Origin of the sequence: Capnocytophaga gingivalis (assembly GCF_002302415.1) — a bacterium.
GTDB lineage: Bacteria > Bacteroidota > Bacteroidia > Flavobacteriales > Flavobacteriaceae > Capnocytophaga > Capnocytophaga gingivalis.
In genome coordinates this window covers 1,273,400-1,287,770 of the sequence record NZ_CP022386.1, presented here as the reverse complement: position 1 = coordinate 1,287,770, position 14,371 = coordinate 1,273,400, and the positions used below count along the sequence as shown (strand labels likewise).

At 40.9% G+C, this 14,371-nt stretch carries 15 protein-coding genes and 1 tRNA gene; 6 read left to right on the top strand and 10 right to left on the bottom strand.

Going from position 1 to position 14,371, the window contains the following annotated elements; translation table 11 throughout:
• The 8 genes from CGC50_RS05960 to CGC50_RS05920 form a co-directional block, all read right to left on the bottom strand.
• Positions 1 to 1,329 carry a TrkH family potassium uptake protein gene (locus CGC50_RS05960; protein ID WP_095910087.1) on the bottom strand — a complete coding sequence of 443 codons (1,329 nt, stop codon included), beginning with the start codon at positions 1,327 to 1,329 and terminating at the stop codon, positions 1 to 3.
• A gap of 264 nt (positions 1,330 to 1,593) precedes the next feature.
• A tRNA-Arg gene (locus CGC50_RS05955) sits at positions 1,594 to 1,667 on the bottom strand.
• Between the two features lie 22 nt (positions 1,668 to 1,689).
• Entirely contained in the window at positions 1,690 to 2,139 is a 450-nt protein-coding gene (locus tag CGC50_RS05950; protein ID WP_095910086.1) for a GatB/YqeY domain-containing protein, read from the bottom strand.
• A gap of 362 nt (positions 2,140 to 2,501) precedes the next feature.
• On the bottom strand, positions 2,502 to 2,744 hold the full coding sequence (locus tag CGC50_RS05940; protein WP_095910085.1) for a hypothetical protein: 243 nt from the start codon (positions 2,742 to 2,744) through the stop codon (positions 2,502 to 2,504).
• Positions 2,745 to 2,946: 202 nt separating this feature from the next.
• Complete coding sequence (locus CGC50_RS05935; RefSeq protein ID WP_095910084.1) at positions 2,947 to 3,435, bottom strand: metallophosphoesterase family protein; 489 nt, start codon at positions 3,433 to 3,435, stop codon at positions 2,947 to 2,949.
• A 4-nt stretch (positions 3,436 to 3,439) separates the two neighbouring features.
• The gene (locus tag CGC50_RS05930) at positions 3,440 to 4,708 is read right to left on the bottom strand and encodes a UDP-N-acetylmuramoyl-tripeptide--D-alanyl-D-alanine ligase (protein WP_095910083.1); all 1,269 of its coding nucleotides are present in this window, start codon (positions 4,706 to 4,708) and stop codon (positions 3,440 to 3,442) included.
• Positions 4,709 to 4,756: 48 nt separating this feature from the next.
• The gene (yaaA, locus tag CGC50_RS05925; RefSeq protein WP_095910082.1) at positions 4,757 to 5,524 is read right to left on the bottom strand and encodes a peroxide stress protein YaaA; all 768 of its coding nucleotides are present in this window, start codon (positions 5,522 to 5,524) and stop codon (positions 4,757 to 4,759) included.
• On the bottom strand, positions 5,524 to 6,093 hold the full coding sequence (locus CGC50_RS05920) for a thioredoxin family protein (protein WP_095910081.1): 570 nt from the start codon (positions 6,091 to 6,093) through the stop codon (positions 5,524 to 5,526). Before CGC50_RS05920 ends, yaaA begins: the two co-directional genes overlap by 1 nt.
• 529 nt (positions 6,094 to 6,622) lie before the next feature.
• Between CGC50_RS05920 and CGC50_RS05915 the strand changes: the two genes are divergently transcribed.
• The 4 genes from CGC50_RS05915 (at position 6,623) to CGC50_RS05900 (ending at position 8,485) form a co-directional block, all read left to right on the top strand.
• On the top strand, positions 6,623 to 6,940 hold the full coding sequence (locus CGC50_RS05915; protein WP_095910080.1) for a YtxH domain-containing protein: 318 nt from the start codon (positions 6,623 to 6,625) through the stop codon (positions 6,938 to 6,940).
• Between the two features lie 42 nt (positions 6,941 to 6,982).
• Positions 6,983 to 7,369, top strand: a complete 387-nt coding sequence (locus CGC50_RS05910; protein WP_095910079.1) for a hypothetical protein — start codon at positions 6,983 to 6,985, stop codon at positions 7,367 to 7,369.
• Between the two features lie 375 nt (positions 7,370 to 7,744).
• A complete protein-coding gene (locus CGC50_RS05905; RefSeq protein ID WP_095910078.1) occupies positions 7,745 to 8,071 on the top strand; it encodes a YtxH domain-containing protein in 327 nt (108 codons plus the stop codon).
• 27 nt (positions 8,072 to 8,098) lie between these two features.
• Positions 8,099 to 8,485 carry a hypothetical protein gene (locus CGC50_RS05900; RefSeq protein ID WP_095910077.1) on the top strand — a complete coding sequence of 129 codons (387 nt, stop codon included), beginning with the start codon at positions 8,099 to 8,101 and terminating at the stop codon, positions 8,483 to 8,485.
• A 136-nt stretch (positions 8,486 to 8,621) separates the two neighbouring features.
• Here CGC50_RS05900 and CGC50_RS05895 read toward each other — a convergent pair whose 3' ends face one another.
• Complete coding sequence (locus CGC50_RS05895) at positions 8,622 to 8,870, bottom strand: GlsB/YeaQ/YmgE family stress response membrane protein (RefSeq protein ID WP_095910076.1); 249 nt, start codon at positions 8,868 to 8,870, stop codon at positions 8,622 to 8,624.
• Positions 8,871 to 9,439: 569 nt separating this feature from the next.
• On the opposite strand from CGC50_RS05895, the gene CGC50_RS05890 reads away from it, so the two are divergent.
• Together CGC50_RS05890 and CGC50_RS05885 are read left to right on the top strand one after the other, a co-directional pair.
• Entirely contained in the window at positions 9,440 to 12,376 is a 2,937-nt protein-coding gene (locus CGC50_RS05890; RefSeq protein ID WP_232781202.1) for a histidine kinase, read from the top strand.
• Positions 12,357 to 13,124: a response regulator gene (locus tag CGC50_RS05885; protein WP_095910075.1), complete on the top strand. Its 768-nt coding sequence runs from the start codon at positions 12,357 to 12,359 to the stop codon at positions 13,122 to 13,124. The genes CGC50_RS05890 and CGC50_RS05885 overlap by 20 nt, the downstream gene beginning before the upstream one ends.
• A gap of 802 nt (positions 13,125 to 13,926) precedes the next feature.
• Here CGC50_RS05885 and dut read toward each other — a convergent pair.
• Entirely contained in the window at positions 13,927 to 14,361 is a 435-nt protein-coding gene (gene dut / locus CGC50_RS05880; RefSeq protein WP_095910074.1) for a dUTP diphosphatase, read from the bottom strand.
• Positions 14,362 to 14,371: the final 10 nt, after the last annotated feature.

The window sequence follows — 14,371 nt, the reverse complement described above, 5'->3', positions numbered from 1 at the left end:
TTATCCGATTAATATGTTTTCCTTAGGATATTTGTATTTGCCTACATTGCGTTCTCGGGAGAAAGCCAAGACAATGGTCAGAGGTCCCACCCTACCTAAGAACATGGTAATGAGCAGGATCACCTGCGAGGGAGTACTCAGCCACGAGGTAAGCCCCATCGAAAGGCCACAGGTCGAGAAAGCCGACATCAGTTCGAAGAGTACCTTGATAGGTTCCTTATCCCTATCAAAATACATCATCAGGATTGCCATTATCATAATATAGGAGAAGGCGATAAATACCAAGGTTGATGCCTTATTGAACAACTGCCAGGAGATACGCCTTTTAGAGTATTCTATATACCGCTTGTTCAGTAGGGAGGTGCGTACCCCAAGATAGAGAATCCCAAAGGTTGTTGTCTTGATACCACTCCCAGTGGAGTTGGGCGAAGCACCTATGAACATCAGTAGCATGCACAACAATGCTGTAGCCCCTGAGATACCTGCTATAGATACCGTGCTGAACCCCGCCGTGCGTAGGGACGCCGAATGGAAAAAACTTACCAAAAGACGCTGCTGAACACTCCCATCCGTTAGCTCCCCTATATAGCGGTATTCTAAAATAAAAAATAAGAAAGTACCCACTCCCAAGAGAAGTAAGGTGATTAGGGTGGAAAACTTGGAATTAACACTGATCTTCCGCCTCTTGCCTATGAGGTATTCGTAGAGCTCAATAATGGCTGTAAAACCTAAGCCTCCGAAGATAATCAATAGGGAGATGATGATATTCATGCCCCAATGCATAGTATACCCCTCCAAGCTATCACGAAACAGAGAGATGCCGGCATTGCAAAATGCAGATACTGAGTGAAATATGGCATAATAAAGAGCTTTGTACCACGGATATTGTCCCACAAAGACAAAAAAGAGTAGTGCCGCTCCTATGGCCTCGATAAGTAGCACAACGAAGACAACCTTCTTGATATGCGAATATAGGTCTATCTTGGCCTCGTGGTTGAGCCCCTCCGAGACCAAGCGCTTGGTATAAAAGCTGATTTTCTTGGTGATGAGCAGTATAATCACTGAGGATAGGGTGAGGATTCCTAATCCGCCTAACTGTATGAGCAAGAGTACTATTATTTCCCCGTATATAGAAAAAGTGCTGTGTACATCACAGACAGTAAGCCCTGTGACGGTCACCGCTGAAGTCGCTGTAAAGAGAGCCTCGAAGAAGGTAAAACCACCTTCACTCACATGAGCAAATGGTAAGGACAACAGCAGGGTGCCCACCATGATTAGGGCGAGGAAGGAGAGTATGATAAAGGTATAAGGCGAACAGTTACGTAACATGTCTTTGGGCTTGTGAAGATATCGTTCTATCTTAGGCTATTAGAAATTGTAATCTATTGATAATTAGAAAATTAAAAAACTCCAACACAAAGTGCAAAAGTACTAATTAATTATCATATTCCCAAAGTATTTTTTAGACAAACTTAGTGTAAGGGGATTTTTTATTTATATACTTGTCAGTCAGTGATTTATATAATAAAAAGAGGGAAATGATTGAGAAAAAATATAAGGTAACGCAGAGATTAAAATCGCGTTACCTTATAGTGACCGCAAGAGGATTCGAACCCCTAACCCTCAGAGCCGAAATCTGATATTCTATCCAGTTGAACTATGCGGCCTTTTTAGTGAAATATTTATATTTTATGATAGTACACGCTTCACTACAGTAGCGATGAGCTTGCCATCGGCCTTGCCGGCGAGTTCCTTGTTCGCCTCACCCATGACCTTGCCCATGTCTTTCATGGACGAAGCCCCTACACGAGCTACAATGGCACGTATGGTGGTCTCCACAGCTTCTTCGGAGAGCTGCTCAGGAAGAAACTTAGCGATGATTTCCGCTTGTGCCAGCTCTGGAGTAGCCAAGTCCTCTCTGCCTTGTTTTTGGTAGAGCTCAGCACTCTCCTTGCGCTGCTTTACCAAGCGTTGTAAGAGTTTTATTTCCTCTTCCCCTGAGAGGGTATCCCCTGCAGAAGCCTCTGTTTTTGCTAAAAGGATAGCCGATTTTACCGCACGTAAGGACTCCAAGGCAATAGTATCCTTTGCCTTCATCGCCTCCTTAAGCGCTTCCATTATCTTTGATTCTAAACTCATAACTTTCAATTTAGGTAATAATGCAAGAATAATTAAACAAAATAAGTAAGTAGCTATTCTTTAGATATAGCCTTTAATTTAGTGGTTGCTGTTTTGAGCTTCTGAAATACTGAATTTCTATAAAATCTTCCCCATTTTTGTTTCTAACTTCAAAAAATATCAGAAATCTTCCTTTGAGAATGGGTCTTACATAGAGATTAAGTTTTTCATTGTATCTACCTAAGACAAAGGATTGTTGGAAAGCTCATAGATTAATTTTTCAATTTCAAATAATATTTTGTCAGAATAGGAGGGAGTTTCATTATGGGTATCCCAAAATTCAAGATTTTCTTTCAAATTTTCCAGAGCTTTGTCTGTCCAAACTATTTCCATTTTCTTTCCCTTAGTTCTCTAATTTGATTGAAAACATCTTCATTCTTTGTTACCATACCCAACTTTCCTTGCTCCTTTGATATAGCTATATTTTCAATATCTTCGGGAGTAAGGATGCTGAAATAATCTTCCTCTTCCTCAAAAATAATATCAGTTGCTATTCCTTTTAAGAATCTCTCTATGTAAGGAATATCAGCCTCTTGAACTATTGCTTGTAATCTGATGGCACTCATAATTTTTATTTTTGGCAAAGGTAATAATTATTAATGATTAATGATGCAAATCAATAGTTAAAAAGCAAATGAGTAGCTATTCTTCACGCTTCAAAGTGCAAAGGTACGTCTTTTTTTCAGATGAGGGAAATTTTACTTGTAAAAAATTTTACTTTTTCCTCTCCTTTCCAAAAGGACTTGCCAGTGCCAGAATAGAGGCTGGTCACTTGTCATATTCGACTACTTCCATATGGGAGATATTCCCCTCGGTAATCTCGAAGCGCAGCATAGTACGGCTCTTTTGGGCGCCATATTTGCCAATAGCCCCAGGGTTCAGGTGTAGCAGCTCGTATTTCTTGTCATAGATGACCTTTAGGATATGCGAATGGCCAGCGATAAATATCTTTGGTTTCTCCTGCACGAGCCATTGGGGAATGCCCTTGGCATAGTGGGAGGGATAGCCGCCTATATGAATCATGGCCACCCGTACCCCCTCACATTCGAAAAGCTGCCGCTCAGGGAAAAGAGCGCGTATCTCGGTTCCATCTATATTGCCATAGACCCCCCTGAGGGGTTTTACCGCCTGTAGCTGTTCGGCTACCGCAAGGGAGCCAAAATCTCCTGCATGCCATACCTCATCTGCCCAAAGAGCATGCTGGAGGATAGCCTCGTCTATATAGCTATGTGTATCGGACAAGAGTAGTATCTTCATGGGGTTATATTTCTATCTTCTCCAGTGTCATAGAGCGAGAGCCTTTGACAAGGAAAAGGGTATCGGAAAAAGGATGCGCCGCTAGGTAGGCATTGGCTTCTGCTGGCGTGGCAAATTTGAGGAAATCGGTCTGTGTCCGCCCGAAATTCTCTCCTATGAGTAGTACGGCTGTCCATGGGTAGGCGGCGATATCGGTAACTAACTGCTGGTGCTCTCTCTCACTATAAGCCCCCAATTCCTTCATATCTCCCAGAATCAGCACTTTATGTGCAGAGGGGAGGGCTTGGAAAGCCTCTATAGCAGCGTGCATGCTGCTGGGGTTGGCGTTGTAGGCATCCATCAGTACCCTATTGCCCCGAGTCTTTTCCACAAACTGGGAGCGGTTGTTGGTGGGTATATACCCCTCCACACCTCGGCGAATCGCCTCAGCGCTCAGCTTGAAGTAGCGCCCTATACACATAGCCGCGGCTATATTGGTGGCATTGTAATTGCCTATCAGAGCGCTGGAGAACTCCTGCCCTGCCCACTCAAGGGTGACGGTGGGGATACTCTTTAGGAGGCTTAGCTGGAGGTTGGCGCCCTCTCTGCCCTCGAGTGAAAACGAATAGGTGGGCTCGTAGCCCTCCAGTAGCTCTCGCTGCAAAGAGTTGTCCTCGGAAAAGAAAATACACTTATTGTCTTTCTTCAGGTATTGGTATAGCTCACTTTTGGCACGAATCACCCCCTCGAAGGAACCGAATCCCTCCAAGTGAGCACGACCGAAGTTGGTGATATAACCGAAATCTGGATCGGCTATCTGGCAGAGTCGGGCTATCTCCCCAGGGTGATTGGCGCCCATCTCCACGATGGCAATGTCTGTTTCGAATGTTAGGCGCAGTAGGGTAAGGGGTACACCTAAGTGGTTGTTCAGGTTCCCTTCTGTCTTGAGAGCGTTAAAAGATTGGTTGAGCACACTGTAGATGAGCTCTTTGGTAGTAGTTTTTCCATTGCTTCCTGTCAGGGCAATGATGGGAGTGCCCAATTTTTGGCGGTGATAAGTCGCCAACTCTTGGAGCGCCCATAGGGTGTCCTTCACCACGATAGCCTTGGGCTCTGAGCTCCATTGGGGATCGCTGGTAACAACCCACTTAGCCCCTTTCTCGAGGGCTAAGGGGACAAAGGTATTGCCGTCAAAGTTTTCCCCCTGAAGGCAGAAAAAAAGAGTGTCCTTCAGTTCCTTGCGGGTATCGGTAGTGACGCCCTTACTTTCTTGAAATTTTTCGTATAACAACATTTTTTCTATAAATCAAGGTGAGATCTATGTAAATATTTTATTTGCCCTTTATCCTGCGACGAATACCAATTCGTTCTCATGAGAAAGTTCCTCTGAGAAGTGATAGCCTCCTTTTTGGAAGCCCTTGAGCTGCTCGAGAGTAGTCACTCGCTCTTGGGCTATATAGCGTACCATCAGCCCACGGGCGCGCTTGGTGTATAGGACAATAGTTTTGAGCGTATCGCCCTTCCAGTTCTTAAAGGTAATATCTACCACAGGCACAGGTAGTTTCTTGCGGTTGATCACCTTGGTGTACTGGTTGCTGGCGAGGTTTACCACAGGTTCGTACTTTTCAAGTTCGTTCTTGAGGGCTTGGGTGAGCTTCTCTTCCCAGAATTCGTACAGGGTAGCCTTTCCTGCTACCGAGAGCTTGGTGCCCATCTCGAGGCGGTATGGCGCAATCAGGTCTAAGGGTCTTACGATCCCATAGAGTCCAGAGAGAATGCGCAATCGATCTTGTAGCCACAGTACCTCTTCGCTTGAGAGAGTATCAGCATCCAATCCATCATATACATCGCCCCTATAGGCAAAGAGAGCCTCTTTGGCGTTCTTTTCATTCAGGGGTAGGGAGATCTCTTGGTGGTATTGCCAGCTCTGCTCGGCTATACGAGGGGAAATGTCCATCAGGGGAGCCAGCTCTCGTGGCGAGAGGGCTCTTAGGGGTGCCAGAACCTGTGCTATCTCCTTCTGGAAAAGCGCTTGTGTAGGAACGCCTACCATGGAGTAAGAGGCGGAAGAGGCAGCCATTCGTTTGGCAGGGGAGAGTAGAATCTTCATTAGGAAAAAAGAGAGATAAGGTCTTGGATAATACTTTGTCCCTTGTCTTGGTTATACCACTTCTGGAGGTCTTCCTTGAACTCAGGGGAGAGCTTGCCATGCTCTTTTTTGTAGGCTTCTACCATGGTGGTAGCGGTTTTGGGGCGAGGTCCCCATACATGTAATACTTTTCCGGTAGCCTTGTCCGAGATGATAAGGATAGGAATGGCCTTGCCTCCATTGGTGAGGTATTGGTTCATCAGCTCAGGATTCTCATCGCGGAGCACTATCGAGAGGTGAATATGCGGATTAGCCTCGGCTACTTTGGCAATTACGGGTAGGATCTGTGCCGCATCCGCACACCAACATTCGGAGATAACCACCCATGACTGCTCTCCTGTAAGGTTGGCAAAAAAAGCAGTCTGCTCAGCCGTGAGCTCTAAGGTGTTGTCCAAGCGCTTGATACGCTGACGGTTAAGCTTGGTTAGGGAGACCATGAATTCCGATTGGTCCTCTCCTGAGGTTTTTCCTTCTTTTAATAGATTGTCCATCAGCTCTTTATAGGTTTCATAGGTGTAGGTTTCTGCCATAATATATTTTTTTATCGTTATCAGCGCACAAAGATACAAAAAAAAGTGGATAGTGAACAGAGAGCGTTTAACTCATTTCTTCTACTATTGGGAAACTATTTTATATAATAAAATTTTAGTTTTGAAAAAGTATTTTTTATATGTTTTTGAAATCTTTCAGTAATTTTCTATACAAATAAGATATATAAGTGATTTTTATGAGTTATATATAGAAAATAATCATGATTTATATTGCCTAAATTATTTTTTTTATCTTTTTTATTAATAAAATCATCTAAAAATTGTTTTTATCATTTTTATTTTGTACCTTTGCAAAAAATTTAAATACTCGTTTAAGATATATAAGTGATTTTTATGAGTTATATATAGAAAATAATCATGATTTATATTGCCTAAATTGTTTTTTTTACCTTTTTCATTAAATAAATCATCTAAAAATTGTTTTTATCATTTTTATTTTGTACCTTTGCAAAAAATTTAAATACTCGTTCAGAGTAAATATAAAATTAATTTTTTAAATTTTTAAGTTATGTCAAAGATAGCAAACACATTATTAGGACTAGCGGCAGGAACCGCTGTAGGAGTAGGTTTGGGGATCCTTTTTGCCCCAGACAAAGGAAAAAACACACGTAAAAAAATTAAAGATTCTATAACTGATAAAGTAGATGAATTGAAAGAACAAGTAGAAAGTCTTACTAAAAATTTGTGTAAAAAAACATCAGAACTCAAAGGATCTTTAGAAGAAAAGGTAGACAATCTTTTAGCCGAATCGAAGGATAAATCGGAAGATATCATTAGTCTATTAGAGAAAAAAATAGCGTCTATGAAAAAGGAGGCTAAAAAATAATTGAGTAAATATTAATAGAAACATTTTTAAATTTTATCAGATATGAAAAAGTTTTTCACTTTAGTTACTTTGGTGTGTATATCACTAGTAGCATTTTCGTCTATTTCTTGTAGCAAGAATGATGACCCAGCAGACAATGACCTTTTTGTAGGAACCTACAAAGGTAAAATTTCTTTCTTGAAAGGAGAAGAGAAAAAATCTGTTGACAATGGTTCAGTAACAGTTGTTAAAACAGGAAATGATTATTATTTCCGTTTTTCAGATGGTATTGAAGACCTAAAAGGTGTTAGCTTCAAAAAAGATGGAGATAACACTTTAGTAAATGTTGATTTGCAAGATGGTTTAAAAGTAATCAGAATTAACGCATCTTCATTGAACATCCTGTATACTACAGACGGAAAGACCTGGATTGCTAACGCTAGCAGATAGTTCTAAAAGACGAAACATCTAAGAAAAATCCCCAAAATATTATTTTGGGGATTTTCTTTTGTAAAATGGATTTTCTTCTACTATTGGGAAACTATTTTATATAATAAAATTTTAGTTTTGAAAAAGTATTTTCTATATGTTTTTGGAATCTTTCAGTAATTTTCTATACAAATAAGATATATAAGTGATTTTCATGAGTTATATATAGAAAATAATCATGATTTATATTTCCTAAATTATTTTTTTTATCTTTTTTATTAAATAAATCATCTAAAAATTGTTTTTATCATTTTTATTTTGTACCTTTGCAAAGAATCAGAGTTTAAATACTCGTTCAGAGCAAATATAAAATTAATTTTTTTAAATTTTTAAGTTATGTCAAAGATAGCAAACACATTATTAGGACTAGCGGCAGGAACCGCTGTAGGAGTAGGTTTGGGGATCCTTTTTGCCCCAGACAAAGGAAAAAACACACGTAAAAAAATTAAAGATTCTATAACTGATAAAGTAGATGAATTGAAAGAACAAGTAGAAAGTCTTACAAAGACTCTACGTAAAAAATCAATGGATATAAAGGAATCTTTAGAAGAAAAAGTTGATGGTCTTTTATCAGAATACGACTATAAATCTGAAGACCTAATTGATTTACTGGAAAAAAAATTGGCTTCTATGAAAAAAGAAGCTAAAAAGCAATTGAGTTAAACACTAACATTTTAAATTTTATTAATCATGAAGAAAATTTTCACTGTAGTTACTTTGATTTGTTTATCCATAGTAGCTTTTTCTTTAACTTCTTGTGGTAAGAAATATAACCCAACAAAACATGATATTTTTGTAGGGACTTACAATGGGAAAATATCTTATTCTGATAATAAGGATAAAAAATCTACTGAAAATGGCTCTGTAACAGTTGTAAAAACAGGGAATGATTATTATTTCCGTTTTTCAGATGGTATTGAAGACCTAAAAGGTGTTAGATTCAAAAAAGAAGGAGATAACAGGTTGGTGAACATCGATTTCGAAGATGGTGTAAAATACATTAAAATTGATGCCTCTTCATTGACCATGCTCTATACTACAGACGGAAAGACCTGGATTGCTAACGCTAGCAGATAGTTCTAAAAGACGAAACATCTAAGAAAAATCCCCGAAATATTATTTCGGGGATTTTCTTTTGTAAAATGGATTTTCGTAGCTAAGTTCCAATGACTGCATTTTTCCATTTTTAAATACTAGCTCTTTTTTTGTTTTATTACTTCTTTTTAGATACCAGATTTATCAAGAATAAAATAACAATAGCGCCAATAGCTCCCGTCAAGATGGCACCAATCCATCCTTCTCCAAGAGATATATGAAGCACACTTAAAAGCCAATACCCAACGCCACTTCCAAGAATACCTACAATGATATTCCCGAGAAGGCCTAATCCGCTACCTTTGTAAAGAGTACCTCCTAGCCATCCTGCGATGGCACCAATAATAAGTGTTCCAATAATACTCATAAATTTTAATATTAAATTGTTGGGTACAAAGGTAAGAATTATTTTTCAGATAATCAATTAATCATTGTTCATTAATCATTAATTATGTTGTACCTTTTTGAATACTGTCTGTGTCAACTTAGCTTATGTGGAAGGCAAATGGGTAGGGGTCTCGCGAGAACATGAGAAAAATTTATTAACTTAGTTTAACTTATACTTAGTTTTTATTAGGGATAAAATAGTTATTTTGTAGAATTTCTTTGTTTTTTTTGAAAAATTTTTTACTTTTGCGCCGAAAGTGGCTTATTTTAGGGTTTAGTTATCATAAGCGAAAGACGAGCTACCCATAGCTAAGCTACTGCCCATTGCAATATGAGAAATAAGAAACGCAAGATACTCTATATTCTTTTCCTCCAAGCCCTCAAGAAAAGCTTGGCAAGCCTTTGGAGCGCAAAGGTTGCCCTACTATGCCCTAATCACACTTCACTTAAAGCATTTTTTACTCTTCCTACCCTCAAAGGGAGAAAAGGTTCGCTGTTTACTGCTCACTGCTCACTGCTCACTGTTCACTGTTCACTGCTTACTGCTCTTTGCTTACTGCTCTCTGCTTATTACTCCCTGTTCATGTGTCCCTCTCTCAGTCACTTCCGCAGTGGGAACATAGAGCGTTGCAATACACACGCTATAATATCAATAAGGACTTCTTCAGTATGAACCAACCCCTACAGGTAGGCTCAGAGGGAGAGCTGCTCTTCTCTTCAGAAGAAAATGAGCTCTATGCCTTGCACAATACAGAGGTAGAACTGCTTTTCAAAGGAAAAGATGTAGGTGTATTCCATAAAAAATACAAGCTCTTGGACAACTATTTCTATGGTTTTTCCAAGGCTATCTATACGGGAAATTCTTATAAAAACCTTGAACAACGAGAAATAGGCTTTCCTGATGGGGAGTATAGCCACTTTGTTCTTATTGATAAAATAATCTATTTCACCATCTACTCCGCCACAGAGAATCTCTACAAGCTCATGAGCTATGATGGCAAGTTCTTTCAGGAGGTGGAGCGAAACCCAGATCCTATCTTCGCTATCTCGGTCAATAGCGTTCCTTATCGCTGTATTCTCTCAGAAACGACAACCTCACTGAGATCCCTTACGAGCAAAGAACCAGAAACGACCTTTCCAGAATCTTTTTTGCCTATATATATGCGCTCCTTGAGCGATTTCTACTTTATCCGACCGAACAATGAAGGACTTTTCCAGTATAATCATACGGTCATAACTCGAGTGCTCCCTGCCAATAAGAGCGAGAATAAGAATGGTGGGCGCTATTATCTCTACAATGATAGCAATGGACTGACACTCTATGATTTAGAGAAACAGCTCTCGCCAGTGGTTATTACTACCACTATGAAATCGGCTGCCTACAAGGCCTATTCTGAGGATTCACATAGTCTCTATATCGCTGGGGGGAACCAGTTCTACCGTATTTTCACCTATCTGAGGATCTATCCAAGACTCTATAATCATACCAATACCGACGGGCTGCTCTCTATTGCGCTCACCCCTTCGGGGAAGCTCTGGGCAGGAAGTTATAACGGGGGCTTCTCTGTGGTAGATTCGCTCAAGATAGAGGAGAGCCCTTTGCGCAACTTACAGTGTGCCAATGGCGCCTTGGCTATTGGGGAAAAAGTCTTATTCAATACCCAACAAAAGGGAATGTATCTTTTCCGCTCTCCTACGGCTTACCAAAAGGTGAGTGATACGATTGTTTCTACTTGCAACTTCCTGACCTCGGGTCGTGTGCTCTATACGGCAGTACAGGGCAACGGCTTGGCTTACAAGGCACTGGAACATCTGGAAATACGTACTCCTTGGCGACGTGTCACCCACAAGGAGGGGCTTGCTCTGAATCACTGTCAGGGCATTGCCGAGGATTCCCAGGGGAATATCTGGGTGATCTCCATGCAGGGTATCGCTCGCTATATCCCTGAAAAAGATAAGGCACAAACACTCTTTTTTGATAAAAAACAAACGCCTATTCGAGGCTATGCGATTCTGAAGGATTCTTTTGGTACGCTTTGGTTCGGTACCGAAAAGGGACAGCTCTATCGGTGGATGCCCAAGGGGACTAATCAGCTGGATCCGACTAATTTCCAAATAGTCAATCATCCACTGCTGACGGGGAATATCCGCCCCATTGTCTTTCTTCATCAGTGGCGGGATTACCTCATCGTGGGGGTCTCCAACCGTATCCTTGTGCTCTCGCTCTCGGATTTCTACAAGGGAAAGATTAGGGTGCGCTACCTGAATCCCTATGCCATGAACTTGCAAGCACCTATAGAACATACTTGTGTGGCCAGCCGAGATTCTGATGATCATATCTGGTTTGCCTCCTCCAATATGCTCTTTCAGTGGAATATCGCCCAGTGGCTCTCCCTGCCTGATTATCCCGTGGAGCCTACCCTGACGATCAATACAGGGAAAAATACTTATGACTCCCGTGCCGATGCCCCTATTATTCTCGGGGCTAATGAGAGTTCTTTTGATATACGATTGCATTACCAAAGCAAGGATAACCTCCCCCGCTATGTCAATGCTTCTCTGCGTAAGGAGAATAGTGATGATGTCATCGACCAAGGGGCTATCTCTATCGATACCGAATACCGCTACCAGAATCTCTCCACCGGCAACTATGTCTTTTCCCTGATAGTATGCCAAACAGATGGGAGTTTCACTCGCTATGAATACCCTATTATTATTAGAAAATATTTCTGGCAAGATACCTTCTTTTGGCTCTTGATTATCTTGATTCCTATTCTTACAGGAGGTTATTTGCTCCACAACATGAGGCGTATGGATAGGCAGGACAAGGAGATAGCCTTGCTCACTATAGGGAATTTGGGCAAGCAGTTCCGCCCTCATTTTATGCTCAATGCCCTCAATAGCCTTGGGGCGGAGCTCTATGACAACCCACATGCCGAGCGAATCCTCTCGCATATAGGGGAGAATATTTCGATTATGCACCGCTATTCGCAGGACAAGACCCCTTTTATCCCCTTCGAACAGGAGTGGAAACTCACCGAGAATACCATCGCCATTCAGAAGGAGATCTTCCTTCCAGACCTTGAGGTACAGGTAGAGAATTTTGGAGCGATCCCTCCCGATTATCGCCTTCCGATGGGGGTTGTTCAGGTGATTGTGGAGAACTCACTTCTCCATGGCTTGCGACATCGTACTGAACCGCCTTACCAGCTGCGTATCGCCTTCTGGGAGCGCCCCAATATGTATGGAATCAGTATCTCGGACAATGGGATTGGCGTGGCGGCTTCCAAGAAAATGGCGGGCGTGCAGCGCCATGGAACAGGACTGAAGAATATAGAACGTATCCTCAAGATTCTCGACAAGCATTTCGATGATGCTATTACGATCACCATGACCGAAAGGGACAAAGATGACCTCAAGTATCCTGGAACTACGACTATTATACAACTCAAAAAATCTATCAATTATGAAAAAATCAGTCTTTAAGTACATTATTATAGAAGATGATAAAAACATCTGGAAAAATATTACCGCTCGTATGGAGCGTTATCTTCAGTGGCACCCTGTATCGCCTACGGACAATCTGGAAGAGGCTATACAACTGATCCAGACACACCGTCCAGAACTTATCTTTACCGATTGGAGTATCCGAGGGGGCAACTCCTACCCCATTCTCTCTCATATCCACCGCAATATGGTAGGATATACCCCTTATATTATCTTCTTTACAGGCTACCAAGGGGAGAATCCGGAAATTCCTCAGGTGGTCTTCAATGAGTTTCCGTTGGTAAAAAAGTATTTGGTTAAACCTATTTTCCTACAACTGACAGAAAACCTCTCTCAGTATGTTTCCGAAGCGGAGGCACTTGCCGAGGGAGAAAAAGAAACACCTGTCTTTATAGAGAACTATCTCAAACAGAGTGTCAGGGTATTCCCTAAGCAAATCCTTTGTTTCTTGCAGGACGAACAGAATCCTCGCCTGAAGGTGCTCCATACGCTCTCCAGACAAGCAATTCAGCTCAAACTTACTTGGGAAGAGATCCATCGATTCTGTGCTGAATATCACCTACCTATCTTCTTGGCTAATGCGCGTAAGGCGATTGTCAACCGAGACTATATTATCCGTACCAATAAACCTTTTTTATGGCTCGAAGGAGGCTTGCGTGTACAGGTGTCTCGAGAACAATGGGCGGCTCTGGAGGCTGAAAATAAGGACGGAAAAATCTTAAAATAAACATTTTTTTTACCGTTCGTGCGCGAATACATACAGTTCATGACAAATTTTGCCCTTACCTATTGACATCTATAAAAAAACTATTACCTTTGTAGCAGAAAACAGAAAGATAGTTATAGACACTATTGCTACAGTGTTAATTTCTTTATAAGAAAATTTACTATCTTTCTCGCTAAAGTTGATTAGATTTTTTTGCGTTTTTTATTTTAGACAGTAAGGGATAAAGCACCTGAAATTATAAAAAAACTAAATCACCAAAATATTACGGGTGCTTGGTTCTTTGCTGTATTAAACAAAGATAGACTAAGAAAAGAAGTTTTCATCTCTTTATATAGTAATTAGATTTTTTGTGTTTTTATTTTAGATTAGAGTAAAGGAGATAAGTCTCCCTCACCCAAAAGGAGGCTTGTCTTTCTCGACTCTAATAGCACAAATTTCTTCAAAAAGAATATCGGACATTGCCTGGCAATTCCTTTTATATAACCAATTATAAGTAGTAGAATGAAAAAGTAGGTATATGTATTGCCTTTTGTCACCTTACAAAGAATAGTGTGTTGTCCGCCTAGCAAAGGCTTTCGTGAAACAAGCAACTAACAAGAAAGAGTTAAAGATTCCAACTAAACTAAACAATTATTATTTATATCACTCTGATTCTTTATAAGGAAGGATAAAAGGCAATTTTCCTACTATTTTTTAAAAACTGATTCCTAAAATAAGTGCATTTTTTCATACAGAAAGAAGAAGAAAGACCTGCCCACCAGCAAGTCTTTTTTCTTTTTCTACCCCTTAGGGAGGAAATTCTTTACTGCTTTCCTGTGCTTCCATACCCTCCTGTGCCTCTTTCTGTTTGGGAGAGTTCCTCAACAGGGACAAAGGTTGCGGCAGTATAGGGAGCAAAGACCATCTGGGCAATGCGTTCTCCATTGGCAATTTCGAAATTCTCTTGGGAGAGGTTGATCAGCAGTACAGAGATTTCACCGCGGTAGTCGGCATCGATAGTGCCAGGGCTGTTGAGTACCGTAATTCCATGCTTGAGAGCTAAGCCACTACGAGGTCTTACCTGTGCCTCGTACCCGTCGGGGAGTTCTATAAAGAGTCCTGTAGGAATGAGCTTGCGTTCCATAGGGTGGAGTACCACGGACTCCTTTAGGCAAGCACGCAAGTCCACCCCTGCCGATTGGGCTGTTTGGTAGGCAGGGAGGTCATGCCCAGAATGATTGATAATTTTTACTTCCATAATTTTTAGG